The sequence below is a fragment of the Microbacterium sp. p3-SID336 genome (assembly GCF_025143365.1).
GTDB lineage: Bacteria > Actinomycetota > Actinomycetes > Actinomycetales > Microbacteriaceae > Microbacterium.
Map to the genome: position 1 here is coordinate 1 of NZ_JALXPE010000053.1, position 25,841 is coordinate 25,841.

Consider the following 25,841-nt stretch of genomic DNA (forward strand, 5'->3'; position numbering starts at 1 on the left):
CCGGAACCGCCGCGGCGACGGCGACGACGACGCGCGGGAGCGGGCTTGCCGTCGTGGTGCTCCTTGCCGGAGCCGTCGTGCGTGCCCGCGCCTTCCGCCGCGCGGTCGGTCGAGCCGGCGGGCGAGGTCTCACCCGACGCGGACTCCGGTGCGCCTTCGGCGAACGTCGCGCCGACCTGGCTGGAGCCGGTGCGACGGCGACGGCGACGGCGGGTTCCGCCCTCGCCGGTGCCCTCGGCCGCGGCATCCGCTGCCCGCTCGGGACGACGCGTGCGCTCGGTCTTCACCGGGTCCTTCCTGGGGGCCGAGACCAGTCGGCCCTTGGTGCCCTCGGGGATGTCCAGGTCGGTGTACAGGTGCGGGCTCGACGAGTAGGTCTCGATGGGCTCGGGCTGGCCGAACTCGAGCGCGCGGTTGATGAGGGCCCACTTGTGCAGGTCCTCCCAGTCGACGAACGTGACCGCGATGCCGGTCTTGCCCGCGCGGCCGGTGCGCCCTGCGCGGTGCAGGTAGGTCTTCTCCTCGTCCGGGATCGTGTGGTTGATCACGTGCGTGACGTCGTCCACGTCGATGCCGCGCGCTGCGACGTCGGTCGCGACGAGGACGTCCTTCTTGCCGGCCTTGAACGCCGCCATCGACCGTTCGCGCTGATCCTGGCCCATGTCGCCGTGCACGCCGCCGACGTTGAAGCCGCGGTCGCCGAGCTCGTCGACCAGGCGCTGCGCGGCGCGCTTCGTGCGCGTGAAGATCACGGTCTTGCCGCGGCCCTCCGCCTGCAGGATGCGGGCGATGACCTCGTCCTTGTCGAGCGAGTGGGCGCGGTACACGAGGTGCTTGATGTTCGCCTGCGTGAGGCCCTCGTCGGGGTCGTTCGCGCGGATGTGGATCGGGTTCGTCATGAACCGGCGCGCGAGGGCCACGATCGGGCCGGGCATCGTGGCGGAGAAGAGCTGCGTGTGGCGGACGGCGGGGACCTTCTGGAAGATCTTCTCGATGTCGGCGAGGAAGCCGAGGTCGAGCATCTTGTCCGCCTCGTCGAGCACGACCTCGGTCGCGTTCGAGAGGTCGAGCAGACGCTGGCCGGCCAGGTCGATCAGACGACCCGGCGTGCCGACGACGATCTGCGCGCCCGCCTTGAGCTGATCGATCTGTCCCTCGTACGCCTTGCCGCCGTAGATCGCGACGACGCTCGTCGAGCGGTTGCTCGTGAGCAGGTCCATGTCCTCGTAGACCTGCACGGCGAGCTCACGGGTCGGCACCACGATGAGGGCCTTCACGCCGGGCTCCGGGTCCTGCCCGAGACGCTGGACGACCGGGATGCCGAAGCCGAAGGTCTTGCCGGTGCCCGTCTTGGCCTGGCCGATGATGTCCTGGCCGGGGAGGCCGAGCGGGATGGTCTGCTCCTGGATCGGGAAGGCATCCACGATGCCCTTCGCTGCCAGTGCGTCGACGATGTCCTGATCGATGCCGAGATCGGCGAAACTTGTCACTTTGTTCAGATTGCCTGTCCGGCGACCCGGTGGATCGCCACGTAAACGGAGCCACGCCGTCTCGTGTGCCACAGGCGCGGGGCCCCGCTCCGACGGCGGGGACACCGACAGCCTACCGGAGGGGCGTCGTCGCGCCGGAAGGCGCCGCCCGCCCGAGTATTGTGAACGACGTGGTGGACTCGGGAGGACGACCTCGTGGTTAAGTGGTTCTGGCAGCGCGACGACGCGCCACGCCGCGCGCTCGCACTGCGCAGCCGTGGCGACCAGGGGGACGCCACGCGCGTCGACTTCGCCGAGCTCGCGCCGGAGCTCAACCGCTTCCTCGGGCAGGCCGCGTACCTGCAGCTCGGCTACTTCGAGACGCTCACCCGGCTCATCCGGGCGACACCGGAGCTGTCCGAGAAGGAGGCCCTGTCGCGCGCGGCGGGTGCGGCCCTGACGAAGCACCGCGGCATCGTCGACCTGATCGCCGCGCACGGCGACGACCCCACCCAGCTGATGCTGCCGTTCCGCGAGCACCTGGACGCCTTCCGTCGCAAGACGATCGGCGCCAGGCCCCGGGAGACGCTGCTCGCCGTCTACATCACCGCCGGCATGCTCGACGACTTCTACCTCGCCCTCGCCTCGAGCTACGGGGAGACCGGGCGTCGGGTCGCCGAGATCCTGCGAGAGGACGACGCCAGGCACGAGATCGTCGCGATCATCCAGGAGACGATCGAGAGCGACGAGGAGTGGCGCTCGCTGCTGTCGATGTGGGCGCGCCGACTGGTCGGCGACACGATCCTCGTCTGCCGCGCCGCTCTGCGCCCCGAGCTGCTCGCCGTGGAGGAGGAGCGCATCGAGCCGGTCTACACCGAGCTGATGGGCGCGCACGCGCGGCGCATGGACGCGATGGGGCTCGCCTCGTAGCGATCCGATGCACGCTGCGGCGGAGCGATCGCCGTGGATGGCTCGGCCGGACGCGGGCAGGACCCGTCGGCCGGATGCCGCGGTGGATCGCTCGTCAGATGCCGAGCGCGGCCTTCGCCTCCGCATCGCTGCGGCGGCGGACGGAGGTCACCGCGACGGCGACCACGGCCGAGACGACCACGCCGCCGAGGATGCTGGCGAGCCACAGCCAGGCGCTGTCCTCACCGACGCCCGCCCACTGCATCGACGTGTAGACGACCGCGGCGGTCGCGGTCGCGGCGGCCGGAGTCAGCGCGACGCCGCGCAGCTCGCGCCCGCCGACGGCGAAGTGCACGGCGATGCCGAGCGCGCACGCGGCGATGAGTGCGAGGAGGATGTACATCGGCGGGTCAGGCCACGAAGCCCACGCGGCGCGACTCCTCGGTGCCCAGCTCGATGTAGGCGAGGTTCGCGGTCGGCACGATGTAGGAGTTGCCCTTCACATCGGCGAAGCTCAGGTGCGATGCGCTCTGCTCCAGCGCCGCGGAGACCTGACCGCGGACCTCGTCCGCGGTGGCAGCGGTGTCGAAGCTCAGTTCACGGCCGGTGTTGATGATGCCGATGCGGATTTCCACGCGTGCTCCTTGAAGATCGGGGACTCGGCCAACTCTACCCCGCGGCTCGGGGCGGGGAGCGGCGCGGCGGCGCGGTTTCGCCGTGAGCGCACAGGCCGCGCGTGCGCCCGACGACGCCGATGTCCGCCGCTCCGGATAGCGTGGATGACATGACCTCGGATGCCGCGCAACGTGCTGTGATCGCGGCTGCCCCTGGCGCATCCGGGGTGATCATCGGCGCGCCGGGAACCGGCAAGACCTCCACGCTCGTCGACCGCGTCGAGCAGCTGATCGACCGCGAGGGTCTGCGGCCGGAGGAGGTGCTGGCGCTCACGCCGAGCAGGCAGGCGGCGACCGCGCTGCGCGACCGCATCGGCGTGCGCATCGGTCAGGCCACGCCGGGGCCGCTCGCCCGCTCTCTGGGCTCCTTCGCGTTCCAGGTGGTCCGCGGCGCGATGGTGCGCGAGGGTGCGGAGCCGCCCGCGCTGCTCACCGGCGCCGACCAGGACCGGATCATCGCCGAGCTCCTGGCCGGAGACGCCGAGGACGGCCGCATCCCGTGGCCCGAGGCGTTGAGCGGGCCCGTCCGTGCCTCCAAGGGCTTCCGCTCCGAGCTGCGCGCGTTCCTCGCGGAGTGCACCGAGCTCGGGGCGCACCCCGACGAGCTGCGTCAGTCGGGTGACGAGGTCTGGGCCGCCGCCGCCGAGTTCGTGGTCGAGTACCGCTCGGTGCTCGACGCGCTGCGGTCCGCGCATCGTGACGCCGCCGATCTGCTCGCCGAGGCGAGCGCCATCCTGCACGGTGCCGATGCCGCGACGCTCGGCCCGCTCGCGCCGCTGAAGGTCGTGCTGATCGACGATGCACAGGAGCTCACGCGGGGTGGCATCGCCATCGTGCGGGCTCTGCGTGCCCGCGGCGTCGCCGTGCTCGCGTTCGGCGACCCCGACATCTCCTCCGGCGCCTTCCGGGGTGCCAGCCCCGAGCTGTTCGCGCAGCTCGCCGGCGCGCTGGGCGAGGTGCACGTGCTCGACGGCGCACACCGGCAGCGTCCCCGGCTCACGGCACTCACCCGCACCGTGACCCAGGCGATCGGGGTGTCCGGCAGGGTGGAGCACCGTCGGGCGCCGGTGCCGCCCGTGGACGACGACGGCTCCGACGTGTCCACATTCCTCGCGCCCTCGCCCTACGAGGAGTTCGATCGCATCGCCGGCGTCATGCGGGAGTGGCATCTGAGCGACGGCATCGCCTGGGATCGCATGGCCGTGATCGCCCACGACACCCGCCAGGTCACCGCTCTGGAGACCGAGCTCGCCGCACGGGAGATCCCCACGAGGGCGGCGGGCGTGCAGCGACCGCTCGGCAGCGAGGGGGTCGTGCGCGACATCGTGGGCATCGTGCGCCTGGCGCTCACCCCGCCGGAGGAGCGCACGGTGCAGGCCTGGGAGGAGGCGCTGCGCACGCCGTTCGGCGGGATGGACGCGATCGCCCTGCGACGGCTGCGCGCACGGCTGCGGCACCTCGAACTGGAGCAGGGCGGGTCGACGCCCGCCCGCGAGCTGCTGCGTCGTGCGCTGGCGGAGCCCGCGCACCTCAGCCTGATCGACTCGCCGGAGTCCCGCACCGCCGAGCGCTTCGCGGAGACCGTCGCCGCCGTCGCGCGTGCCGCCGCCGACGGCGAGACGATCCATGACCTGCTGTGGCGGGTCTGGGAGCAGGCGCGGGCGGTGGACGGCCGTCGGCTGCAGATCGCGTGGCGGGAGATCTCGCTGCTGCCGACCGGTGCGGAGACGGCGCGCTCGCTCGACGCGCTGGTGGCGCTGTTCGACGCGGCGAAGCGGTTCGTGGAGCGCAACCCCACCGAGAAGGCCGAGCTGTTCGTCCGCGACATCCTCGACAGCGAGGTGCCGGAGGACACGCTGTCCACTCCCGAGCGCCCCGGCACGGTCACCCTGCTGACCCCCGCCACCGCGCTCGGCACGGAGTTCGATGCGGTCGTGGTCGCGGGGGTGCAGGACGGCATCTGGCCGAACGTGCGGCTGCGGGGCGGGCTGCTGCAGACCTGGCGTCTTCCGACGGCGCTCGAGGCCGCGCGCACCGGAGTGGCGGAGGAGCCGCCGGGAGTCCTCGACCGGCGTCGCGCGGCCCTGCACGACGAGCTGCGACTGTTCGTCCGGGCGATCTCCCGTGCCAGGGAGAGGCTGCTGATCACGGCGGTCGGCGACGACGACCTCACGCCCAGCGCGTTCTTCGGCTTCCTTCCGCCGCCGGACCCGCCCGGCCGCCATGCCTCGGCGGAACACCCCCTCACCCTGCGCGGGCTCGTCGCGCGCCACCGCCGGGTGCTGACCACAGCGTACGCGGAGCCCCTGCGGCGCGAGGCAGCGGCGCAGCTGTCGGTGCTCGCCCGGGAGGGCGTCCCCGGCGCGGACCCGGCCGAGTGGTACGGCGTGACGCCGCCGTCGACGGACGCGCCGTTGCGCGACCTCGCCGCCGTGGGGGCCAGGGTCTCGCCGTCCGCGGTGGAGTCGTTCGAGGAGTGCGGTCTGAACTGGGTGGTCTCGGCGCTCGGCGGCGACACCGTCATGCCGCCGACGGCCGGGATCGGCACGATCGTGCATGAGGCGATGGAGCGCGTTCCGGACGGCGATCTGGAGCGCATGCGCGCCATCGTCGCCGAGCACTGGCCGGAGCTGGACTTCGAGACGGAGTGGATCGGCCGCAAGGAGCGTCGCCGCGCCGACCTCTTCGTCGACCGGCTGCACAGCTACCTCGGCGATGTCGCACGAGAAGGAGGCCGCGTGCTGGGCAGCGAGGTCGAGTTCCGTTTCGCGGTCGACGTCGGGGACGGCGGGGGCGAGCCCACCGTGCACCCGGTCGACGAGGTGCGAGGGCAGCGGGCGATCGTGCATGGATACATCGACCGCGTCGAGGCGTACCCGCCAGGTGCGGGTGAGCACCCGCACGCCCGAGGTCGCGGCTGGCAGAGCATGACGGCGGCCCCGGAGGGAGCGACGGTCGTGGTCGACTTGAAGACCGGCAAGACCGACCCGGAGTCCGACGGCGCGGTGCTCGAGCACGCGCAGCTCGCGGCCTACCAGATCGCCGTGCAGCAGGGGCTCGTGCCCGGGGCCTCGCCGGGGTCTCTGGGCGGTGCGCGGCTGGTGATCGTGTCGAAGACCCTCGCGAAGAGCGACTACCGCATCGCGCATCAGCACGCCTTGGACGGCGAGGCGCGCGCGCGGTTCCTGCGACGGGTCGCCGAGGTGGCGCGGGGCATGTCGGCAGCGGGGTTCACGGCACAGGTCGAGTCCCACTGCGCCGACACGCAGCGCCGGGTGCACCCGTGCCGGATCCACACCGTCCCGGCGGTGAGCGCGTGAGCGGATGGACCACGGGCGCGGGGATCTCCGCGACCGACATCGCCGCCGCGCTCGGGCTGCCCACGCCCACACCGGCGCAGCAGCGGGTGATCGAGGCCCCGCCCGAACCGGCGCTCGTGGTCGCCGGCGCGGGCAGCGGCAAGACCGAGACCATGTCGGCGCGTGTGGTGTGGCTGGTCGCCAACGGGCATGTGCGCCGCGACGAGGTGCTCGGGCTCACATTCACCCGCAAGGCCGCGGGTGAGCTCGCCGAGCGCATCGGCACCCGGCTCGCTGTGGTCGACGAGTACGGTCGCCGCGGCCTGCTGCCGCACCTGCCTGCGATCGTGAGCAGCGGGGCCCTGGGCCGTGTGGACGACGCCGCGCCGGGGCGACAGCGCGAGCTCGTGCGGGCGGAGGTGCTGGACGCGCTCGCGCGGCAGTACGGCACGGGGTGGGACCCCGCAGCACCGCGCACCGCCGACGACCTGATGATCCGCCCGCGGGTCTCGACGTACAACGCGTTCGCGGACGGCATCGTGCGCGAGCACGCCGCCCGTATCGGACGCGACCCCGATGTCGCGATGCTCAGTCAGGCGGCGTCCTGGATGCTCGCGCGCGAGGTCGTGCTGCGCAGCGATCTGCCCGAGCTGGAGGAGATCGACTACGCCCTCGGCACGGTCATCGACGCGGTGCAGCGGCTCGCGGGGGAGGCGCTCGACCACCGGGTCGATCTGGCCGTGGCCGAGCGGATCGCCGCAGAGCAGGCGCGTGCGTTCGAGCCGTACCGCGGCAACGGCGATGTCGACAAGGCCGCGCTCAACCTGTTGAGCCTGCCCACGCTGACTCGGCTCGTGCGCGACTACATCGCCGAGAAGGAGCGACGCGGGGTGCTCGACTTCGCCGATCAGGTCGGCGGCGCCTACGACATCGTCGAGTCGGCGCCCGATGTGCGCGCCCAGCTGCGCGAGCAGCATCGCGTGGTGCTCCTCGACGAGTACCAGGACACCTCGGTGATCCAGACGCGCTTCCTCGCGGAGCTCTTCCGCGACACCGCCGTCATGGCCGTCGGCGACCCGCACCAGTCGATCTACGGCTGGCGCGGAGCGAGCGCCGACAACCTGTATGCCTTCGCCCGCTCCTTCTCCCGCGGCGATGCCGTGCAGACGTACAGCCTGATGACGAGCTGGCGCAACGACCGCGGCATCCTGGACGTCGCCAACCGCGTGCTCGAACCGCTGCAGCGACCGGGTCTTGACGTGCCTCCGCTCGAGACGAGGCCGGGCGCCGGCGACGGCACGGTGGACGTGCGCTACGCCTTCACGGTCGACGATGAGGCCGCCGAGGTCGCGGAGTGGTTCGCCGCGCGACGTGCCGCGCACGAGCTCGCCGGCGGTCCGGGCGGCACGCCGCACACGGGGGCCATCCTGTTCCGCTCGAAGCGGCACATGCAGACGTTCGCGGGTGCTCTGGCGGCGCGAGGCATCCCGCACCGCATCCTCGGCCTCGGCGGGCTGCTGGCCACTCCCGAGGTCGTGGACGTGGTGTCCACCCTGCGCGTGGTGCACGACCCGACGGCGGGCTCGGCGCTGATCCGGCTGTTGACGGGTCCCCGCTTCGGCGTCGGCGTCGCCGACATGGCGGCGCTGTACGATCTGGGGCGCACGCTCGCCGAGCGGGACCCGGCCATGGCCCCGCTTCCGGAGGAGGTCCGCGTGCGGCTGCGCTCCTCGCGCGGCGCGGACGAGGCCATCTCCATCGTGGACGCGGTCGACGTGGTGCGAGCGGTGCGCGACGACTACCGCCTGCTGGAAGGGATCACGTCGGAGGGACGCCAGCGCATCCGTGCCGCCGGCGAGATGCTCGAGCGCCTGCGCCGCGCCTCGTCGCAGCCGATCCCGGAGCTGATCCGGCTGATCGAGCTGGAGCTGCGGCTGGACATCGAGCTGGCCGCGAACGAGACGAGGGGACCGGCACGTGTCGCCTCCACGCAGCTGCGCGCCTTCGCCGACGAGGTGAGAGCGTTCCTCGCCGCGGATGAACGCGGCAGCATTGGGAGCCTCCTCGCCTGGCTGGACAAGGCCGAGAGCACGGACGAGCTGATGCCGCGCCCCGAGCCGCCGGAACCCGGGGTGGTGCAGCTGCTCACGATCCACGGGTCCAAGGGCCTGGAGTGGGATGCGGTCGCCGTGGTGCGCCTGGTCGTGGACGAGCTTCCCGGCCGCATCGCCGACACCTCGGGGTGGTTCGGGTTCGGCGTCGTGCCCTTCGCGCTGCGCGGCGATCGTGACGCGCTCCCACGCTTCACCTGGGACCCGTCGGCGGCGATGGGGGACGAGGCCGATCCGGACAAGCGGCAGAGGCTCGCGCAGGCCTCGCTCTCGGGTGGGGCCACCAAGGCCAATCCGGAAGGCGGCGCGCTCAAGCGCTTCAAGGACGCCTATCGCGAGTATCAGCGGCAGGAGGAGAGACGCCTCGCCTACGTCGCCATCACCAGGGCCAGGACGGATCTGCTTCTGACGGGCGCGCACTGGGCAGGCCAGAAGGCGCCGCGGACGCCGAGCCCGTTCCTGCTGGAGGCGATCGAGGTGCGCGGCCTCGATGCCATCGATCCGGTGGATCCGGAGGAGAACCCGTACGAGGGGCCGGGCGCGACGCTGCACTGGCCGCTCGACCCGCTGGGAGCGCGGCGCGCGGCGGTGACGGCTGCCGCCGCGGCGGTCGACGAGGCACAGCGCGCCGGCATGGCCGAGCCGACGCCCGAGCTGCGGCGACTGCTCGCCGAGCGCGCGGCGCGCCAGCGCGGCACGGACGCGGAGGCGCCGACCCGAGTGCCGGCGTCGCGGTTCAAGGACTACGTCACCGACTACGCGGGCACGCTGTCGTCGATCGTGCGTCCGATGCCGGAGCGCCCGTATCGGCAGACCAGGCTGGGGACGCTGTTCCACGCCTGGGTGGAGCAGCGCTCCGAGCTGGTCGGCGTCGGCACCCGCGTGGACGAGGGACTGTGGGAGCTCGACGAGGACGAGATTCCGCCGGAGCTGCCGTTCCAGGCGGAGCAGCGGGGCGCCGCTGCCGACGCGGCGGATCTCGCAGCGCTGCAGCGCACGTTCGAGCGCAGCGAATGGGGTGATCGGAAGCCGATCGCCGTCGAGATCGAGATCGACTTCGCGCTGGGGGCGGGCGTGCCCGCGGTGCAGGCAGCCGGTGAACCCGCGCACATCGTGATCTGCAAGCTCGACGCCGTGTATCGCCGCGAGGACCGCGGTGGCCGCATCGAGATCGTGGACTGGAAGACGGGCCGTGCACCGGCCACCCCGGCGGAGCGCGAGGAGCGCATGCTGCAGCTCGCGCTGTACCGCCTCGCCTACCACCGGCGGTTCGGCGTGCCGCTCGACGAGATCGACGTCGCGCTGTACTACGTGGCCGACGACCTCGTGATCCGCGGCGACCGCGTCTACTCGGAGGAGGAGCTCTTCCAGCGTTGGAGGGCGGCGCGCGCCGCTCGCTGAGCCTCCTCGGAGTCGTCGCCGTCCGCGTGGTCCGCGGTGCGGGGACTCAGCGGGTGGGAGTCCTCACGGACTCCGGCCGCACCGTGCGTGCCGGCGAACAGCGACGCGACCCCGGAGAGGTCCTCGGTCTCGACCGTGCCGGCCTCGGCGCGGCGCGCGGCGTCCGCCGCCTCAGCGCCCGCCGTTCCCGCACCGGTGGCTCCCGCTCCGGTGGTTCCCGCACCGGTGGCTCCCGCTCCGGTGGCTCCCGCTCCGGCCGTCCCCGCCCCAACCGCTCCCGCGCGCGTTCCCGCGCCGGTGGTCTCCTCGCTCGGCCGCGTCTCCCACGGCGCGCGGAGGCGCTCGGGCGCGTCGGCGGCGTCGGTGTCGTCGGATTCGTCGCCCGGCGTCGCCCAGAGCTCCTCGGGGTTGTAGGCGTCGGTGTGCATGGACGTGTCGATGTCGGAGACGGCGGCGGCGGGTACGCGGTCGAGCGCATCCAGAGCGGAGTCCACCCCGGGCGTGCGGCCGGCGGCGATGCCGAGCCCGTTGTCGTGCAGTCCGTCCGACAGAGCGGTGAGCAGCGCGGCGGCGTCGTCGACGATGTCCGGTCGATGCAGGGCGTCGCCGTGCACGAGCCAGCGTGCGAACTCCAGCTCGGCGAGCAGGCGGGCGCGCGCTTCCAACCCGGCGTCGGGGGCGCGGTCGACGGTGCGCGCATAGGCGCCGTGCACGTCGTCGGCGGCGTCCGGAGCCGCGGACAGCCAGGACAGGTCGAGCGCGGGATCGCCGACGGAGAGCCCGTGCCATCCGACGAGTCCGGTGACCTCGGGGCCGCGCTCGGGGTCGTCGTGGAACAGGAACGAGGTGGACTGCACGCCGCCGAGCACGACGGTGGACTCGAAGCGCCACAGGTCGTCGTCAGCGAGGGCGTCGCGCCAGCGCACGGTCAGCCGCGCGGGCACCCGGCCCGTGGCGGCTGCCGTGTCCACGAGGCGCTCGAGCTCGGCTCGGCTCTCCTCGGCGCTGCGTGCGGGGAGGCCGGCCCCGCGCACCACGGAGCTCGGCATGCCGTGCACGGCGGCGATCGCCGCGCCCATCGACTCGGCGGCTCCGCGGCCCGCCGGCACCATCGCCGCCTCGATCTGGAACCCGGGGAGCAGCTCGGTCACCAGCGCCCTGGCTTCGCCGAGCCGGGTCTCGCCGATGTAGGCGGGGGCACGGAACGGGAGCATGGCGCGCGCGCCTTCCGTGAGCGCGCGCAGGGCGATGGCCTCGGCGGCGAGCTCACGCTGGGCGTCGTCGTCGTCCGCGACGCGGATGGCGAGTTCGCGCCCGTCGGCCAGTGAGGCGACGGCGGAGTCGAAGCGGCCGTCGCCGGCGGCGGTGAGCGCTCGGGTGCCCGTGACCTCAGCGCCGGGAAGTGCGGCCGTCACCGCCGCGGCTAGAGTGAATGGAGAGCGTCCCATGCCCCCAGGGTAGGTGGGCTCAGGGGCGGTCCCGCCTCCGCCACGCCCGTGAAAGGGGGAGTCGATGAGCATTCAGCGCCCGTTCTTCGACCGCGCAGCGGAGCTCCGCGAGGAGCCCGGCGTGATCGACCGTCTGCGCACCGACGCCGCGACGCGGGTCATCGTGGTGCGCGAGGGACGCGTGCGCGTCGTGGACTCGCTGCTGCTGCGAGTGGCCCCGGACGAGGTCGTCGAGGCGACGTGGGCGCTGCTCGGCCGCGATGCCGACGGCGCCGCACTGCTCGTCGCCGCCGCGCCGCCCGAGCACGATGCGCTCGACACCGCCCCCGACGAGATCTGGCTCGGGCTCCGCGACCTGGGCGGCCGGATCGATGCCGCCGAGTCGGAGGTGCTCGTCGGCGCCGTCGCGCTCGCCGGCTGGCTGCGCGATGCGCCGTTCTGCCCGACGTGCGGCGGTGGCACCGAGCTGCGCAGCGCAGGCTGGGCGCGGCGCTGCCTGGTGTGCGGGAGGGAGCACTTCCCGCGCACCGACCCTGCGGTGATCGTGGCGGTGGAGAGCGCGGACGGGGAGCGGCTGCTGCTGGGCGCGAACGCCAACTGGGGCGGCCGCATGTACTCGTGCTTCGCGGGGTTCACCGAGGCGGGCGAGTCGCTGGAGGCGACGGTGCACCGCGAGATCGAGGAGGAGTCGGGCGTGCGCCTCACCGCGCTGCGCTACGTGTCCTCCCAGGCCTGGCCGTTCCCGCGCTCGCTCATGATCGGCTTCCGGGCTGTCGTGGAGGACGAGGCGGCGGCACGGCCGGACGGTGAGGAGATCATCGACGTGCGCTGGTTCACCCGTGACGAGATCGGCACCGCCCTGGCCGGGGACGGGCCCGTCGGCCTCCCCGGACCTGCGTCGATCGCCAGAGCGCTCATCGCCGAATGGCACGGGGAGCGCGTGTGAGCGCACTCGACGCCCTGGACGAGCGGCAGCGGGCTGCCGCCTCCGTCCTGCGGGGCCCTGTCGCCGTGCTCGCCGGCGCCGGTACCGGCAAGACGCGTGTGATCACGCACCGCATCGCGCACGGCGTGGATACGGGCGCCTACTCGCCCTCGCGCGTGATGGCGGTCACCTTCACCGCGAAGGCGGCAGGCGAGCTCCGCGGACGCCTGCGCGCGCTGGGGGTGGAGGGCGTCGCGGCACGCACCTTCCACGCCGCGGCCCTGGCGCAGCTGAACTTCTTCTGGCCCACTCTCGCCGGGGCGCCGGCGCCGAGCATCATCGACAACAAGGTGCGGATGCTCGGGCAGGCGGCCGATGCGATCCGACTCCGGCCGAGCACGGCCACACTGCGCGATGTCGCCTCGGAGATCGAATGGCGCAAGGTGTCGATGGTGTCGATCGACCGTTACGCCACGCTCGGACGACCGCTCAGCGGGCTGGACACGGCTCAGCTCGTGGAGCTCATGCGCGGGTACGAGGCGCTGAAGGACGAGCGGCACCAGCTCGACTTCGAGGACGTGCTGCTGGCCTGCGCGGGGATGCTGGAGTCGGAGCCGCGGGTCGCCGCGGCCGTGCATGAGCAGTACCGGCACTTCACGGTGGACGAGTTCCAGGACGTGTCGCCGCTGCAGAACCGGCTCCTCGAACTGTGGCTGGGCGATCGGCACGACATCTGCGTGGTCGGCGACGCCAGCCAGACGATCTACTCCTTCGCGGGCGCGGAGCAGCGCTTCCTGCTGGAGTTCGAGCGACGGCACCCCGATGCCACGGTCGTGCGGCTGGAGACGAACTACCGGTCGCAGGCGCCGATCCTCACGGCGGCCAACGCCCTGATGCGCGGCCGCCCGGGCGCGCTGGAGCTGGTGCCGGCGCGCGAGCAGTTCACGGCCGACCCGCCGACGGTGACCGCGTACGACACCGAGACGGCGGAGGCGGAGGGCATCGCGGCGGGTGTCGCGGCGCGCATCGCAGCGGGAGCGTCACCGGCCGAGGTCGCGGTGCTGTACCGAGCGCACGCGCAGTCCGCGGTGCTGCAGCAGGCACTCGCCGCGCAGGGCATCGCCACGTCGGTGCTCGGTGGCACCCGGTTCTTCGCGATGCCCGAGGTGCGACAGGCCATCCTGGCGCTTCGTGCCGCCGCCGTGGCGCCCACCGAGCACGGCTTCCTCCCCGGTGTGCAGCGCGTGCTGCGGGAGCTCGGGCTCACGGAGGAGCCGCCGGCAGCCGGCGGGGCCCAGCGCGACGGCTGGGAGGCCAGGCGTGCGATCCTGCGGCTCGCCGAGGAGGCCGGTCCCGAGGCGGACCTGCGGTCGTTCAGCGACGCGCTGATGGCGCGCGCGAAGGACCAGCACGAGCCGACGATGCGCACCGTCACGCTGTCCACGCTGCATGCGGCGAAGGGTCTGGAGTGGCCGCACGTGTACCTCGCGGGGTGGGCCGAGGGATCCCTGCCGATCTCCTACGCGACCACCTTCGAAGCGGTCGACGAGGAACGCCGGCTCGCCTATGTGGGCGTCACGCGGGCCGCGCGAACGCTGGAGCTGTCGTGGGCGCGAACGGCCGGCCGCGGGGAGCGGGCACCCTCACGGTTCCTGGCCGAGATGGGCACGACGGCGCGCGGCACAGGCATTCTTCGCGAAACGACACCGAACGCCACGCGCGCCGGCCGTCCGCGCTGAGTCTCACCAGGCGGCCGGGCTCGGCATCGGCCAGCAGCAGCGCCGCCAGCTCTGCCGCCGCCGCGACGCGAGCAGCCGGGATCGGACCGGGGTCTCGTCCGATCAGCTGACTGTGCACGAGGGGCCACGCCGGGTCGCTGGCCGTGTCTTCAGTGTCGCGGCAGCTGAGACACGGGCTGAACCCCGGCTCCACAAGGGGCCCGACGGTCACCCGTCCCGGCTCGAAGGCCACCGGGAGGTGGGCCTCGTCGTCGCGGAGGTGTCCCGCGAACTGCAGTGCGGCGGACGCTCCCGGCACCAGCACGATCGCGACGGCACCGCCGTGTCGTGCGTCCACGAGGGACACGCCTTCGTCGGCCAGGGTCTCACGGAATCGGCCCTCCGTCCGCTCGTCGGTGAGGCCGAGCGTGGACGTCCAGGCGGGCCGCGCGGGGGCAGGGTCGTCGCGGAGCGCCGGCTCGATCAGCGCCAGCAGCCGTCGCGCCTCTGCCCAAGGAGCTCCCGCCGCATGCGCGAGCACGTCGAAGGAGCCCCGTCGGAAGCCGTGGCGCATTCGGCTGAGCAGTAGCTCCACCCAGGGCTCGGCGGCAGGGATGCGCAGCGTGCCGTCATCGCCGAGCTGCAGCGTGGTGCCGTCCCGCCAGAGCAGCGGACGGCTCGGGTCGAGTCGGGTGAGGGTCGGCGGAGTCAGTGGCATCCGTCCGATTCTCGCTCCGCGGCGCGAGGCGCCGGGGCGCGCTCACGGCATCAGTGGAGAACTACCGGTGGCGGGCCCGGCGGGGGAGGAGGAGTCAGGGGCAGGGATCGTTCTGCCGACCCCCGGCGCCCACCCGCCTCGCCCGTCCGCCCGCGCAGACCGCCGCCGCGTGCTCAGACGGGGCGCTCGCCCTCGGGGGAGCCGTCGCCGTCCTCGTCACGCGTCGTCTCGTCGCCGTCGCGCGCGCCCCCGGCCGGAGTCCCGCCGTCCGCCGAGCCCTCGGCCGCAGTGTCGCCCGCCGCCGAACCCGCGGCCGGAGCGCCGCCCGCCGAATTCTCGTCTGCCGTCGAACCCGCGGCCGGAGCGCCGTCCCCCGAGCCCTGGGCCGCAGCGTCGCCGGAGAAGTCGTCCCCGTCCAGCAGCCGCGCCAGCGCCTCGTCGAACTCGTCGGCCACGGGCTGCTCGCCGCGCTCAGCCGCCTGCAGTCGCGCGACCAGCGCGCGCGGGTCGTCGATGTCCTCCGCCGTCGGCATCAGGTCCGGGTAGTCCCACAGCGCGTCGCGCGCCGAGATGCCGACCGCCTCGGTCACCGCCTGCCACATCGCGGACGCCTCGCGGATGCGGCGCGGGCGCAGCTTGAGGCCGACGAGAGCACCCAGCGCGTCCTCCGCCGGTCCGCCGACGGCACGTCGACGGCGAGCGGCCTCCGCGATGCGCGAGCCGTCGGGCAGCCGGGAGGTGGCCTCTGCCGTGACCACGTCGACCCAGCCGTCGATCGTCGCGACGAGGTTCTCCAGGCGGGTGAGCGCCTCGCGCTGCGCCTCGGTCTGGGTCGGCAGCAGTGCTCCGCCCTCGATGGCGGCGCGCAGCTCCTCCGGATCGGACGGGTCGAGCCTGCTCGCCACATCCTCCAGCGCGTCCACGTCCACGGTCACTCCGCGGGCGAAGTCGGTGATCTGCGCCATCACGTGCAGGTGCAGCCACTTCGCGTGACGGTACAGCCGCGCGTAGGCGAGCTCGCGCGTGGCGATGTAGAGCGCGATCTGGTCCTCGGGGATCTCCAGCCCTTCGCCGAAGGCGGCGAGGTTCTGCGGGATGACGGCCGCGGTGCCCGCGGGGAGCACGGGGATGCCGACGTCGCCGCCGGACACCACCTCGAGCGAGAGGTTGCCGAGGACCTGCCCGAACTGCGCCGCGAACACCGAGCCCCCGAGGCCGCGCATCAGTCGTCCCGCGCCCTGCACCATGCTCCGCATCTCCTCCGGCACCTGGGTGTCCAGAGCCGAGGTGAGCGCGTCGGCGATGCTGGTCGACACGGGGTCGGCGATCTCCTTCCACACGGGGAGCGTCTTCGCCACCCACTCCCCGCGCGTCATGGCGGTGGGGGCCTCCGCGAGCTCGGAGATCGTGGTCGCCTCGCCGAGCCAGAGGTTCGCGAGGGCGAAGGAGTCCGCGATCGAGGTGCGCGAGCCCGCGGTGACGCCCTGGCCTTCGCGGTTCGCGATGTGCAGCGCCTGACGCAGCGCGTTCTCCCAGGGGTCCCCGCCGAACGCGCCCTGCAGCTGCGACATGATCGTCTGCATCATCGCGGGGTCGAGCGTGAAGCCGTCCATGCCCTGGAGGGCGTCGCGCAGCGCCTCGGGGTCGATGTCGCCACCGCCCTGGTTCGACATCATCCGCCGCAGGAACTCCTGGAAGTCCTCCGGGTTGGGGTCGTTGTCTGCCATGTCGCCGCCCTCTCAGCACGTCTGAAGCCGTGGCATCTACGCTAGTCACAGGTTTCAGTGCGTGACCCCGGAGCGGGCAGATCGCTGTACGCCGCTCGCGAACGACGGAGGAATGCTGTGGAACGACCGCGCGCAGGGAAGCTCGGACTCGGGGTCTGGGCGCTGATCGTCGCGCTCGCCGCGCTCGCGGTGCTCACGTTCCTCCCTTCCCCGTATGTGATCCAGCGTCCCGGCCCGGTGTACGACACCCTCGGCACGGCGAAGAACGCCGACGGCGAGGAGGTGCCGCTCATCAGCGTGGAGGGCGCGGAGACCTATGAGACGGGCGGCACGCTCGACCTCACGACCGTGCAGGTGGTCGGCAACAGGGAGCGCACACCCAGCTGGTTCGAGCTGGCCCTCGCCTGGATGGACTCCTCGCGTGCGGTCGTGCCGCTCGACTCTGTGTTCCCGGAAGGGGTCACCACCGAGCAGCGGGACGAGCGCAACGCGACGCTGATGGTCGACTCGCAGCACGAGGCCACGGCGGCCGCGCTCAACGAGCTCGGCTACGACACGGGCGCGCAGGTCGTGGTGGTCGACGCCGTGGAGGACTCTCCGGCGGACGGCGTGCTGCAGCCCGACGACGTCATCACGGCGATCGACGGCACCCCGGTGACCTCGGCCACCCAGCTGCGCGAGGCCATCCAGGCCGCGGAGGGGGCGCCCGTCGAGCTGACCGTGCAGCGCGACGGTGCCGAGCAGACGGTCGAGGTGACGCCGGAGAAGCACGTCGAGGGTGACACGACGACCTGGCTCGTCGGGATCACGCTGCGCACCGACTACGACTTCGAGATCGACGTGACGATCCAGCTCGACAACGTGGGCGGTCCCAGTGCGGGCATGATGTTCGCGCTCGGGATCATCGACACGCTCACCCCCGGCGAGCTCAACGGCGGCAAGGAGATCGCCGGCACCGGCACGATCGACGCGGCCGGCGACGTGGGGCCCATCGGCGGCATCCGGCAGAAGCTCTACGGCGCGCGGGACGCGGGCGCCGACTACTTCCTCGCGCCGGCCGCGAACTGCGACGAGGTCGTCGGGCATGTGCCGAGCGGCCTCCAGGTGATCCGCACGGCCACGCTCGACGAGTCGCTGGCCGCGCTGGAGGTGATCGCCGAAGACGGCGACGTGGACGCGCTGCCGACGTGCGAGCTCCCCGCGACGTGACGGTCGGGCACCTGGACGCCAGGTGACAGCCTGCGCACAGCCGGCGATGCCTAGGATGGAGGGGTGACCTCGACCTCAGCCCCGAACCCGGCCACGCCACGAACCTCCCGACGCATCCTCGGCATCTCGCTGGTGATCATCGCCGCGTTGATCGCGGTGTTCTTCGTCTTCGCGTCGCTCTACACCGAATTCCTCTGGTTCGACCAGGTGGGCTTCACCGGCGTCCTGACCACCCAGTGGATCGCGACGGCGGTGATGTTCGTCGTCGGATTCCTCGGCATGGCGGTGCCCCTGTTCGTGGTGATCCAGCTGGCCTACCGGCTGCGGCCGGTGTATGTGCGGCTGAGCTCCCAGCTCGATCGCTACCAGGAGGTCATCGAGCCGCTGCGCCGCCTGGCGATGTGGGGCATGCCCATCTTCTTCGGCCTGTTCGCCGGCTTCGCCGCCGCAGGCAACTGGAAGACCGTGTGGCTGTGGGCCAATGGCGTGGCGACCGACACGGTCGACCCGCAGTTCGGCGTCGACACCGGGTTCTACATGTTCGCGATGCCGTTCTACTCGATCCTCCTCGCGTTCGTGTCGGCCGTGCTGCTGCTGTGCCTGCTGGTCACCGCGCTCGTGTCGTACCTCTACGGCTCCGTCCGGATCGGGCAGGGCGAACTGCGCATCTCGAAGCCGGCTCGCATCCAGCTCGCGGTGATCGCGGGCCTCTACCTGCTCGTGCAGGCGGTCAGCCTCTGGCTCGACCGGTACAAGACCCTCGTGCAGCCGGACGACCGCATCACGGGTGCCGCCTACACGGGCGTCAACGCGACCATCCCCGGCCTCGGCATCCTGGCGATCATCGCCGCCGTCGTCGCCATCCTCTTCTTCATCACGGCCGTCATCGGCCGCTGGCGCTTCCCGCTGGCCGCGACCGCGCTGCTGATCGTGGCCTCGCTCGTCGTGGGCATCGGGTACCCCTGGGTGGTGACCACCTTCCAGGTGAAGCCGAACCAGAACGCGTACCAGGCGGAGTTCTATCAGCGGAACATCGACGGCACCAAGGAGGCGTACGGCGTCGCCGATCTGGAGACGACCGCCTTCGAGGCCGAGACCGATGCGGAGGCGGGCCAGCTGCGTGCCGACGCGGAGACCACCGCGTCGATCCGCATCATGGATCCCAAGGTGATCCCGCCCACGGTGCGCCAGCTCGAGCAGTACCGCGGCTACTACCAGTTCCAGACCACGATGGATGTCGACCGCTACGAGATCGACGGCGCCATGCAGGACACCGTGGTCTCCGTGCGCGACCTCGACATGTCGGGCCTCGGCGACGGCGACAACTGGAACAACCGGGTCGCGGTGTACACCCACGGCTACGGCCTCGTCGCGGCCGCGGGCAACCAGCGCACCAGCGACGGCGAGCCCGTGTTCCTGGAGCGCGGCATCCCGACCTCCGGATTCCTGAGCGAGCAGGGCGACTTCGAGCCCCGCGTGTACTTCGGCGAGAACTCGCCCGAGTACTCCATCGTCGGCGCCCCTGAGGGGTCGGAGCCCGCGGAGATCGACTACCCGCGCGGCAAGGACGGCTCGAGCGAGACCAAGACCACGTTCTCGGGCGACGGCGGACCGAAGGTCGGAGACACCTTCACGAAGCTGCTCTACGCGCTCAAGTTCCAGTCGGAGCAGATCCTCTTCTCGAACCTGGTGAACGAGGAGTCGCAGATCCTCTACGACCGCGACCCCAAGACGCGCGTGCAGAAGGTCGCGCCGTACCTCGAGCTCGACAGCGACCCGTACCCGAGCGTGGTGGACGGCCGCATCGTCTGGATCGTCGACGGCTACACGACCAGCTCCACGTACCCGTACTCCACGAGCGTGAGCCTGTCCGACGCGATCGCCGACTCGAACGTGCAGTCGCCGTCGCTCGCGATCGACGACATCAACTACATCCGCAACTCGGTCAAGGCCACGGTCGACGCCTACGACGGCTCGGTCACGCTGTACGCGTGGGACGAGGAGGACCCGGTGCTGCAGACCTGGCAGAAGGTGTACCCGTCGACGCTCAAGCCGATCAGCGAGATGTCCGGCGAGCTCATGAGCCACGTGCGCTACCCGACCGATCTGTTCAAGGTGCAGCGCGACGTGCTCGGCATCTACCACGTCGACAAGGCGGGGTCGTTCGCGCAGCAGGACAACCGCTGGCAGACCCCGAACGACCCGCGCAGCGACGCCATGCTGCAGCCGCCGTACTACCTCACCATGCAGATGCCGGGTCAGGACGAGCCGCGCTTCTCCATGTTCTCCACGTTCATCCCCGCCTCGCAGGGCGCGGGCGGCAGCCGTGACGTGCTGATGGGCTACCTGGCCGTCGACTCCGACGCCGGGTCGCAGGACGGCGTGAAGGCGGAGGGCTACGGCCAGCTGCGCATGCTGGAGATCGACACGGACACCACGGTGCCTGGCCCCGGCCAGGTGCAGAACACCTACAACTCGGACACACAGGTGGTGCCGCAGCTGAACCTGCTGCAGCAGGGTGAGTCCGAGGTGATCTATGGCAACCTGCTGACGCTGCCGGTCGGCGGCGGTCTGCTCTACGTGCAGCCGGTGTACGTGCAGTCCTCCGAGGGCACCCAGCTCCCGCGTCTGCAGAAGGTGCTCGTCGCCTTCGGCGACAGGGTCGCCTTCGAGAACACGCTCACCGAGGCGCTGGACACGCTGTTCGGCGGTGACTCCGGTGCGACCGGTGGCGACGACACCGTGGAGCCGACGGAACCGGGAACGACCGATCCCGGCACGACCGATCCCGACACGGGGGAGACCCCGACCGCGCCGACCGATGCCGAGGCGGACGCCCTGGCTGCCGCGCAGCAGGCGCTCCTCGACCGCCAGGCTGCTCTTGCCGAGGGCGACCTCGAGAAGTTCGGCGAGGCGGACAAGCGCCTCACGGCCGCGGTCGAGAAGCTCCTCGAGCTGGAGGCCGGCGCCGGGCAGTGACCCGCGCCGCACCCGCAGAATGGGCGTCCCTTCGGGGGCGCCCATTCGCTTTCACGGGGACTCCGTCCCTGCGCGGCGTCGTGCTACCGTGGCGGGGTACCGCACCGGTGGCGGCTTCCCACTCTCATGCGTCCTGGAGGCCACCATGCATTCCGTACCTCGCGCCCGACTCTTCCGCCGAGACGACCGCGATCAGCTCGCCGAACTGGCGAACAGCCATCTGTCCGCCGTGATCCCGGGAGCCCATGTCTCGGTGAGCACCCTGTTGAGCAGTCTCGAACGGCAGCCCGAGGAGTACATCGTCGACCCCTGGGTGGTGGAGCGCTCGACGATCGTGGTCGAACAGGATCAGCGCATCGTCGCTGCCGCGCATCTGCAGCGGTTCGCCGACGACCCGCGGGTGAGCGACGACTATCGCGGCGCGGGGCTCATCCAGTGGTTCCTGTCCGTCCCGGGGGACGCATACGACCCCGCCGCCGCGATGCTGATGCGGGCATGTCTCGCCCAGCTGAACGCCTGGGCCGTGACCGTGGCCTACGCCGACGGCCAGCTGCCCTTCCCCGGTGTGTACGGCATCCCCGTCGCCTGGCCGCACGTGCGCCGGGCGCTGGAGCAGGGCGGCTTCGTGCACGCGGGGGACTCGGAGGCGCTGCTGCTCGCCGCGACGTCCGAGCTCGGTGCCCCCGCCGGGGCGGCCAGTGCATTCGCCGGCGGCGGAGCTGCTGCGAATGCGGCGTCCGGTGCGGGAGCGTCGCGGGGCGCCGGTACGGTACCCGAGCCCGGCGGCCCCGCGATCGGCGCCGGCACCGACTCCGCGGTGGGCGGTCGTGCGCCGCGGGTGGCTGCGGAGCACGACCAGGGCCGTCTCGTGCTCCGCCACGAGCTGGGGGCGGACGGTGTCCGGTTCCTGGCCTCGCGCGAGGGGCGGGAAGCGGGATATGTGGAGGTCGCACTGACGGCGGGTCGCGCGGAACGCCTGGCCGCCGGCACCCGCTGGGCGGAGCTGTCGGACTGGGGCGGCGATCCCGCGGTGCTGCGCCCGCTGTTCGAGGAGGTGCGGGACTGGCTGATGCGAGGTCAGCTCAGCGGAGCGCTGGTCGCCGTCGACGCCGCCGACGACGAGGAACCTGTCCTGCTCGCGTCGTTCGGTTTCCGCGAGGTCTCCGTGACCGCCCGCGGGTGGCGGCGGATGCTCTGATCGTTCCGGACCCTGCGCCGCGCGCTGGGAAGCGGGCGGCGCGGGCTCCGGCCACCGGATCGAGGGCGCGCGCTGCGAAGCGCGCGGCGCGGGTCCTGCCACCGGATCGAGGGCCGGCAGATTGCGGAGTTCGGCGTTGCGGTGCGGTACTCCGGCGAGCTGTCCCGCGAGACCGCGAGAAGGCTCCGGACAAAGGGTGAGGCCCCGAGATCGTGATGATCTCGGGGCCTCTCTTGTTGCGGGGACAGGATTTGAACCTGCGACCTCCGGGTTATGAGCCCGGCGAGCTACCGAACTGCTCCACCCCGCGGCACAAGAAGTAACTTATCACGGAATCCGAGGGCCGTCGAATCGAGCGCGGGGGAGCGGCATGCGGGAGGATGAGGACATGCCCGAGACCACCGCCGTCGCCGTCGCCGTGTGCCAGTTCGCCCCGACCTCGTCGCGCGCCGACAACCTGGAGCGTCTCGCCGAGCTCACCGCGGACGCGGCGGGACGGGGTGCGAAGCTCATCGTGTTCCCGGAGTACGCCGGTTACTTCGTCGACCCCATGGACGAGACGCTCGCGGCCAATGCGGAGCCTCTGGACGGCCCGTTCGTGTCGACGCTGACCGGTCTCGCGGGCGAGTACGCCGTGGTGATCGTGGCAGGACTCGTGGAGCAGGCGTCCACGGCGGACCGGGTGCGCAACGCCGTCGTCGCGGTGGGGGGAGACGGCGTGCTGGCGGTGTACCGCAAGCAGCATCTGTACGACGCCTTCGGCCAGAAGGAGTCGGAGTGGATCGAGCCCGGCGCCCTCGCCGAGCCCGCCGTGTTCGAGGTGGGCGGGCTGCGCTTCGGCCTCCTCACGTGCTACGACCTGCGCTTCCCGGAGGTCGGCAGGCTGCTCGCGGTCGCCGGAGCCCAGGCGCTGGTGGTCCCCGCCGAGTGGGTCAGGGGTCCGCTCAAGGAGCACCACTGGACGACCCTCCTGGCGGCACGGGCGATCGAGAACACGGTGTACGTGATCGCGGCGGACCACCCCGCGCCGATCGGGGTCGGGCATTCGCAGATCGTGGACCCCCAGGGGGTCGTCCTCGGCGGGGTCGGCAGTGCGCCCGGCATCGCGGTCGCCGCGGTCGAGAGCGCCGCGATCGAGCGGGTGCGCGCTGCGAACCCCTCGCTGCGGGCGCGCCGCTACGCCGTCGTCCCGCGCTGACGCGAGGGGGACGCGGTCACGCGCCGAGAGTCGCGAGTCGCCGGGCGGCCTCTTCCAGCACGTCCACGCGCTTGCACGCGGCGAAGCGCACCAGCCCCGCGTAGTCCTTCCTGTGCTCGGCGGAGACGAAGGCGGTGAGTGGGATCGCCACCACCCCCGCGCGTTCGGGCAGCGCACGGCAGAACGCCGCCGCATCCTCGCCGCCGAGTGCCGTCGCATCGGCCACGGTGAAGTAGCCGCCGCGCGGTGCGTGCACGGTGAAACCGGCGGCCCGCAGCCCGTCGCCGAGGATGGCGTGCTTGCGTGCGAGCACGTCGGCCGCCCCACGGAAGAACGCGTCGTCGAGGCGCAGCCCCACCGCGACCGCCGGCTGGAAGGGTGAACCGTTGACGTAGGTGAGGTACTGCTTGACCGTGAGCACCGCCGTGATCAGCGCGGCCGGTCCGTGCACCCAGCCGATCTTCCAGCCGGTGGCGGAGAAGGTCTTGCCCGCCGAGGAGATCGTGAGGGTGCGCTCGGCGGCGCCGGGCAGGGTCGCGACGGGGGTGTGCGGCGCGTCGAAGGTGAGGTGCTCGTACACCTCGTCCGTCACGATCACGGCGTCGTGGCGCGTCGCGAGACGCACGACTTCCTGCCGCACCTCCGGCGAGAAGACGGTCCCGGTGGGGTTGTGCGGATCGTTCACGAGGATGATGCGCGTGCGGTCGTTCACGGCGTCGGCGAGCTGGCCGAGGTCGGGCTGGAAGTCCGGCGCGCGCAGGGGCACGGCGCGCAGCCGTGCGCCGGCCAGCGCCACGGCCGCGGCGTACGAGTCGTAGTACGGCTCGAAGACCACGACCTCGTCCTCCGGTCCGTCGATCAGCGCCAGGAGCGTGGCGGTGAGCGCCTCCGTGGCCCCCGCCGTGACGATGATCTCGGCCCCCGGATCGAGCTCCAGCCCGTAGAAGCGCTGCTGATGCTCGGCGATCGCGGCGAGCAGATCGGGCACGCCGCGTCCGGGCGGGTACTGGTTGGCACCGTGCGCGATCGCCGCGCGGGCCGCCTCCAGCACCTCCGCGGGGCCGTCCTCATCGGGGAAGCCCTGACCCAGATTGATCGCGCCGGTTCTCGCCGCCGCTGCCGACATCTCTGCGAAGATGGTGGGCGCGACGGTCCCGTCCGCGGCCAGCAGACCTGCACCGGCCGCCGTGCGCCGCCATGCGCCGGGTATGACACTCATGAAGAACAGGCTAAGGCCATAGCGGAAACTCAACCCCGACATACGAAACGCACAGATACACGCGGCATTCTGAAGGGGCGTTGAAGGAGCACACACCATGAACGAAGACAACCCGCAGGACCGCCCGGCACCCGCGTCGCCCGACGCCGTGCCTTCCCCCCAGCCCCCGACGCCGCCCGCTCAGCCGGTGGCGCACCCGGCGGCCGAGTCTCCCGTCTCCACCCCGGCCGCGTCCGCGCAGGGGCACGAGGTGCCCTCGACGTTCGCGTCGCAGGCTCCCTCCTCGCCCGTGGTCGCTCCGGTGCCGCACGGCCTGGCCGCACCGACGGCCCCCGCCGGCAGCCAGGGTGCCGCCTTCGGCATCCCCACCGCAACCCCCTATGCGCAGCAGACCCGCCCGATCGACGGTACGGCGCCGCTGGGCTTCCCGGCCGCAGAGGGTACGACGTCGAAGGACCAGAAGTCCCGCGGCGGGACCCGCATCGCGGCGTTCATCGTCGCCGCGGCCCTGGTCGGCGGCGTCGCCGGGTTCGGCGGCGGCGCACTGCTCACGGGCCTGCAGGACCAGCCGTCCTCCGGGACTGCCCAGGGGCCGCAGACCGTCACGGTGAACAACCCCGGCTCGGTCAACGAGACCACGGCGGTCGCCACGGCCGCGTTGCCCTCGGTCGTCACGATCGAGGTCGCGGGTTCTCAGGAGGCCGGCAGCGGCTCGGGCGTCATCATCAGCAAGGACGGCTACGTCCTCACCAACACGCACGTCGTGACGCTCGGCGGCGCCGTCGCCGATCCGACGATCCGGGTGACCACCTCGGACGGGCGGATCTACGAGGCGACGGTGGTCGGCACCGACCCGATCTACGACCTGGCAGTCATCAAGCTGACGGATGCGAAGGACCTCACGCCCATCGAGTTCGCTGACTCGTCGAAGCTCAACGTGGGTGACACGGCCGTGGCGCTTGGCGCGCCGCTGGGTCTCGCGAACTCGGTCACCACGGGAATCGTCAGCGCGCTGAACCGGAGCATCCAGATCGCCTCGTCGGCGCTTCCCGACTCCTCGTCGGAGGACGCGCCGGAGCAGCAGGCGCCGGAGGAGGGGCAGCAGGGGCCCTTCCAGTTCGACATCCCGGGCAGCGGAAGCCAGCAGGCCACCGATTCGATCTCGGTCGCGGTGATCCAGACCGACGCCGCGATCAACCACGGCAACTCCGGCGGGGCCCTGGTCAACAGCAAGGGCGAGCTGATCGGCATCAACGTCGCGATCGCGAGCTCGGGCAACTCCGAGGACTCGGGCTCGATCGGCATCGGCTTCGCCATCCCGTCGAACATCGCCAAGCGCGTGTCGGAGGAGATCATCGCCGACGGCGCCGCCACGCACGGTCTGCTCGGCGCCTCGGTGCGCGACGCCGCCGGCGTGGAGGGCGCTACGGTCGCCGGCGCGTACATCGCCGACGTCACCGACGGCGGCGCGGCGGCCGCGGCGGGACTGCAGGCCGACGACATCGTCACCGAGTTCAACGGGGTGCCGATCACCGGTGCGACCGACCTCACCGCGCAGGTGCGGGCCGCTGCCGCAGGCAGCGACGCCACCGTCACCTACGTGCGCGGCGGCAAGGAGTACGAGCTCGACATCGAGCTG

16 protein-coding genes and 1 tRNA gene are annotated in these 25,841 nt (G+C 72.2%); 10 read left to right on the plus strand and 7 right to left on the minus strand.

Annotation, left to right across the window (positions count from 1 at the left end):
• Positions 1 to 1,490: DEAD/DEAH box helicase (locus M3C17_RS14640; RefSeq protein WP_259978653.1), on the minus strand; the 1,490-nt coding region annotated here is incomplete at its 3' end.
• A 195-nt stretch (positions 1,491 to 1,685) separates the two neighbouring features.
• On the opposite strand from M3C17_RS14640, the gene M3C17_RS14645 reads away from it, so the two are divergent.
• Positions 1,686 to 2,399 carry a ferritin-like domain-containing protein gene (locus tag M3C17_RS14645; protein WP_259978654.1) on the plus strand — a complete coding sequence of 238 codons (714 nt, stop codon included), beginning with the start codon at positions 1,686 to 1,688 and terminating at the stop codon, positions 2,397 to 2,399.
• 94 nt (positions 2,400 to 2,493) lie between these two features.
• On the opposite strand, the gene M3C17_RS14650 is transcribed toward M3C17_RS14645, so the two are convergent.
• Entirely contained in the window at positions 2,494 to 2,781 is a 288-nt protein-coding gene (locus tag M3C17_RS14650) for a hypothetical protein (RefSeq protein WP_259978655.1), read from the minus strand.
• 7 nt (positions 2,782 to 2,788) lie between these two features.
• Positions 2,789 to 3,013 carry a DUF3107 domain-containing protein gene (locus M3C17_RS14655; RefSeq protein WP_259978656.1) on the minus strand — a complete coding sequence of 75 codons (225 nt, stop codon included), beginning with the start codon at positions 3,011 to 3,013 and terminating at the stop codon, positions 2,789 to 2,791.
• A gap of 149 nt (positions 3,014 to 3,162) precedes the next feature.
• Between M3C17_RS14655 and M3C17_RS14660 the strand changes: the two genes are divergently transcribed.
• Both M3C17_RS14660 and M3C17_RS14665 read left to right on the plus strand, forming a co-directional pair.
• A complete protein-coding gene (locus M3C17_RS14660) occupies positions 3,163 to 6,372 on the plus strand; it encodes an ATP-dependent DNA helicase (protein WP_259978657.1) in 3,210 nt (1,069 codons plus the stop codon).
• Positions 6,369 to 9,863, plus strand: coding sequence for an ATP-dependent DNA helicase (locus tag M3C17_RS14665; RefSeq protein WP_259978658.1), 3,495 nt, complete (start codon positions 6,369 to 6,371; stop codon positions 9,861 to 9,863). Before M3C17_RS14660 ends, M3C17_RS14665 begins: the two co-directional genes overlap by 4 nt.
• Here M3C17_RS14665 and M3C17_RS14670 read toward each other — a convergent pair.
• Positions 9,809 to 11,311 carry a hypothetical protein gene (locus M3C17_RS14670; protein ID WP_259978659.1) on the minus strand — a complete coding sequence of 501 codons (1,503 nt, stop codon included), beginning with the start codon at positions 11,309 to 11,311 and terminating at the stop codon, positions 9,809 to 9,811. The two genes, M3C17_RS14665 and M3C17_RS14670, sit on opposite strands and share 55 nt — an antisense overlap.
• A gap of 64 nt (positions 11,312 to 11,375) precedes the next feature.
• Here M3C17_RS14670 and nudC point away from each other — a divergent pair, with 64 nt between their 5' ends.
• Both nudC and M3C17_RS14680 read left to right on the plus strand, forming a co-directional pair.
• Complete coding sequence (nudC, locus tag M3C17_RS14675; RefSeq protein ID WP_259978660.1) at positions 11,376 to 12,257, plus strand: NAD(+) diphosphatase; 882 nt, start codon at positions 11,376 to 11,378, stop codon at positions 12,255 to 12,257.
• Entirely contained in the window at positions 12,236 to 13,975 is a 1,740-nt protein-coding gene (locus M3C17_RS14680; RefSeq protein WP_259978661.1) for an ATP-dependent helicase, read from the plus strand. Before nudC ends, M3C17_RS14680 begins: the two co-directional genes overlap by 22 nt.
• An 870-nt stretch (positions 13,976 to 14,845) precedes the next feature.
• Here the strand turns inward: M3C17_RS14680 and M3C17_RS14685 are convergent.
• The gene (locus M3C17_RS14685) at positions 14,846 to 16,399 is read right to left on the minus strand and encodes a zinc-dependent metalloprotease (RefSeq protein WP_259978662.1); all 1,554 of its coding nucleotides are present in this window, start codon (positions 16,397 to 16,399) and stop codon (positions 14,846 to 14,848) included.
• A gap of 117 nt (positions 16,400 to 16,516) precedes the next feature.
• Between M3C17_RS14685 and M3C17_RS14690 the strand changes: the two genes are divergently transcribed.
• From M3C17_RS14690 to M3C17_RS14700, 3 genes are all read left to right on the plus strand, one after another.
• A complete protein-coding gene (locus M3C17_RS14690) occupies positions 16,517 to 17,608 on the plus strand; it encodes a PDZ domain-containing protein (protein WP_259978663.1) in 1,092 nt (363 codons plus the stop codon).
• A gap of 63 nt (positions 17,609 to 17,671) precedes the next feature.
• Entirely contained in the window at positions 17,672 to 20,587 is a 2,916-nt protein-coding gene (locus tag M3C17_RS14695) for a UPF0182 family protein (RefSeq protein ID WP_259978664.1), read from the plus strand.
• A 145-nt stretch (positions 20,588 to 20,732) separates the two neighbouring features.
• A complete protein-coding gene (locus M3C17_RS14700) occupies positions 20,733 to 21,785 on the plus strand; it encodes a hypothetical protein (RefSeq protein ID WP_259978665.1) in 1,053 nt (350 codons plus the stop codon).
• A 236-nt stretch (positions 21,786 to 22,021) separates the two neighbouring features.
• On the opposite strand, the gene M3C17_RS14705 is transcribed toward M3C17_RS14700, so the two are convergent.
• Positions 22,022 to 22,095 (minus strand) — tRNA-Met (locus tag M3C17_RS14705).
• A 78-nt stretch (positions 22,096 to 22,173) separates the two neighbouring features.
• On the opposite strand from M3C17_RS14705, the gene M3C17_RS14710 reads away from it, so the two are divergent.
• Positions 22,174 to 22,983: a carbon-nitrogen hydrolase family protein gene (locus tag M3C17_RS14710; protein ID WP_259978666.1), complete on the plus strand. Its 810-nt coding sequence runs from the start codon at positions 22,174 to 22,176 to the stop codon at positions 22,981 to 22,983.
• 16 nt (positions 22,984 to 22,999) lie between these two features.
• Here M3C17_RS14710 and M3C17_RS14715 read toward each other — a convergent pair whose 3' ends face one another.
• The gene (locus M3C17_RS14715) at positions 23,000 to 24,202 is read right to left on the minus strand and encodes an aminotransferase class I/II-fold pyridoxal phosphate-dependent enzyme (protein WP_259978667.1); all 1,203 of its coding nucleotides are present in this window, start codon (positions 24,200 to 24,202) and stop codon (positions 23,000 to 23,002) included.
• 97 nt (positions 24,203 to 24,299) lie between these two features.
• On the opposite strand from M3C17_RS14715, the gene M3C17_RS14720 reads away from it, so the two are divergent.
• Positions 24,300 to 25,841, plus strand: a 1,542-nt coding sequence (locus tag M3C17_RS14720; RefSeq protein ID WP_259978668.1) for a trypsin-like peptidase domain-containing protein, incomplete at its 3' end; no start/stop codon positions are given.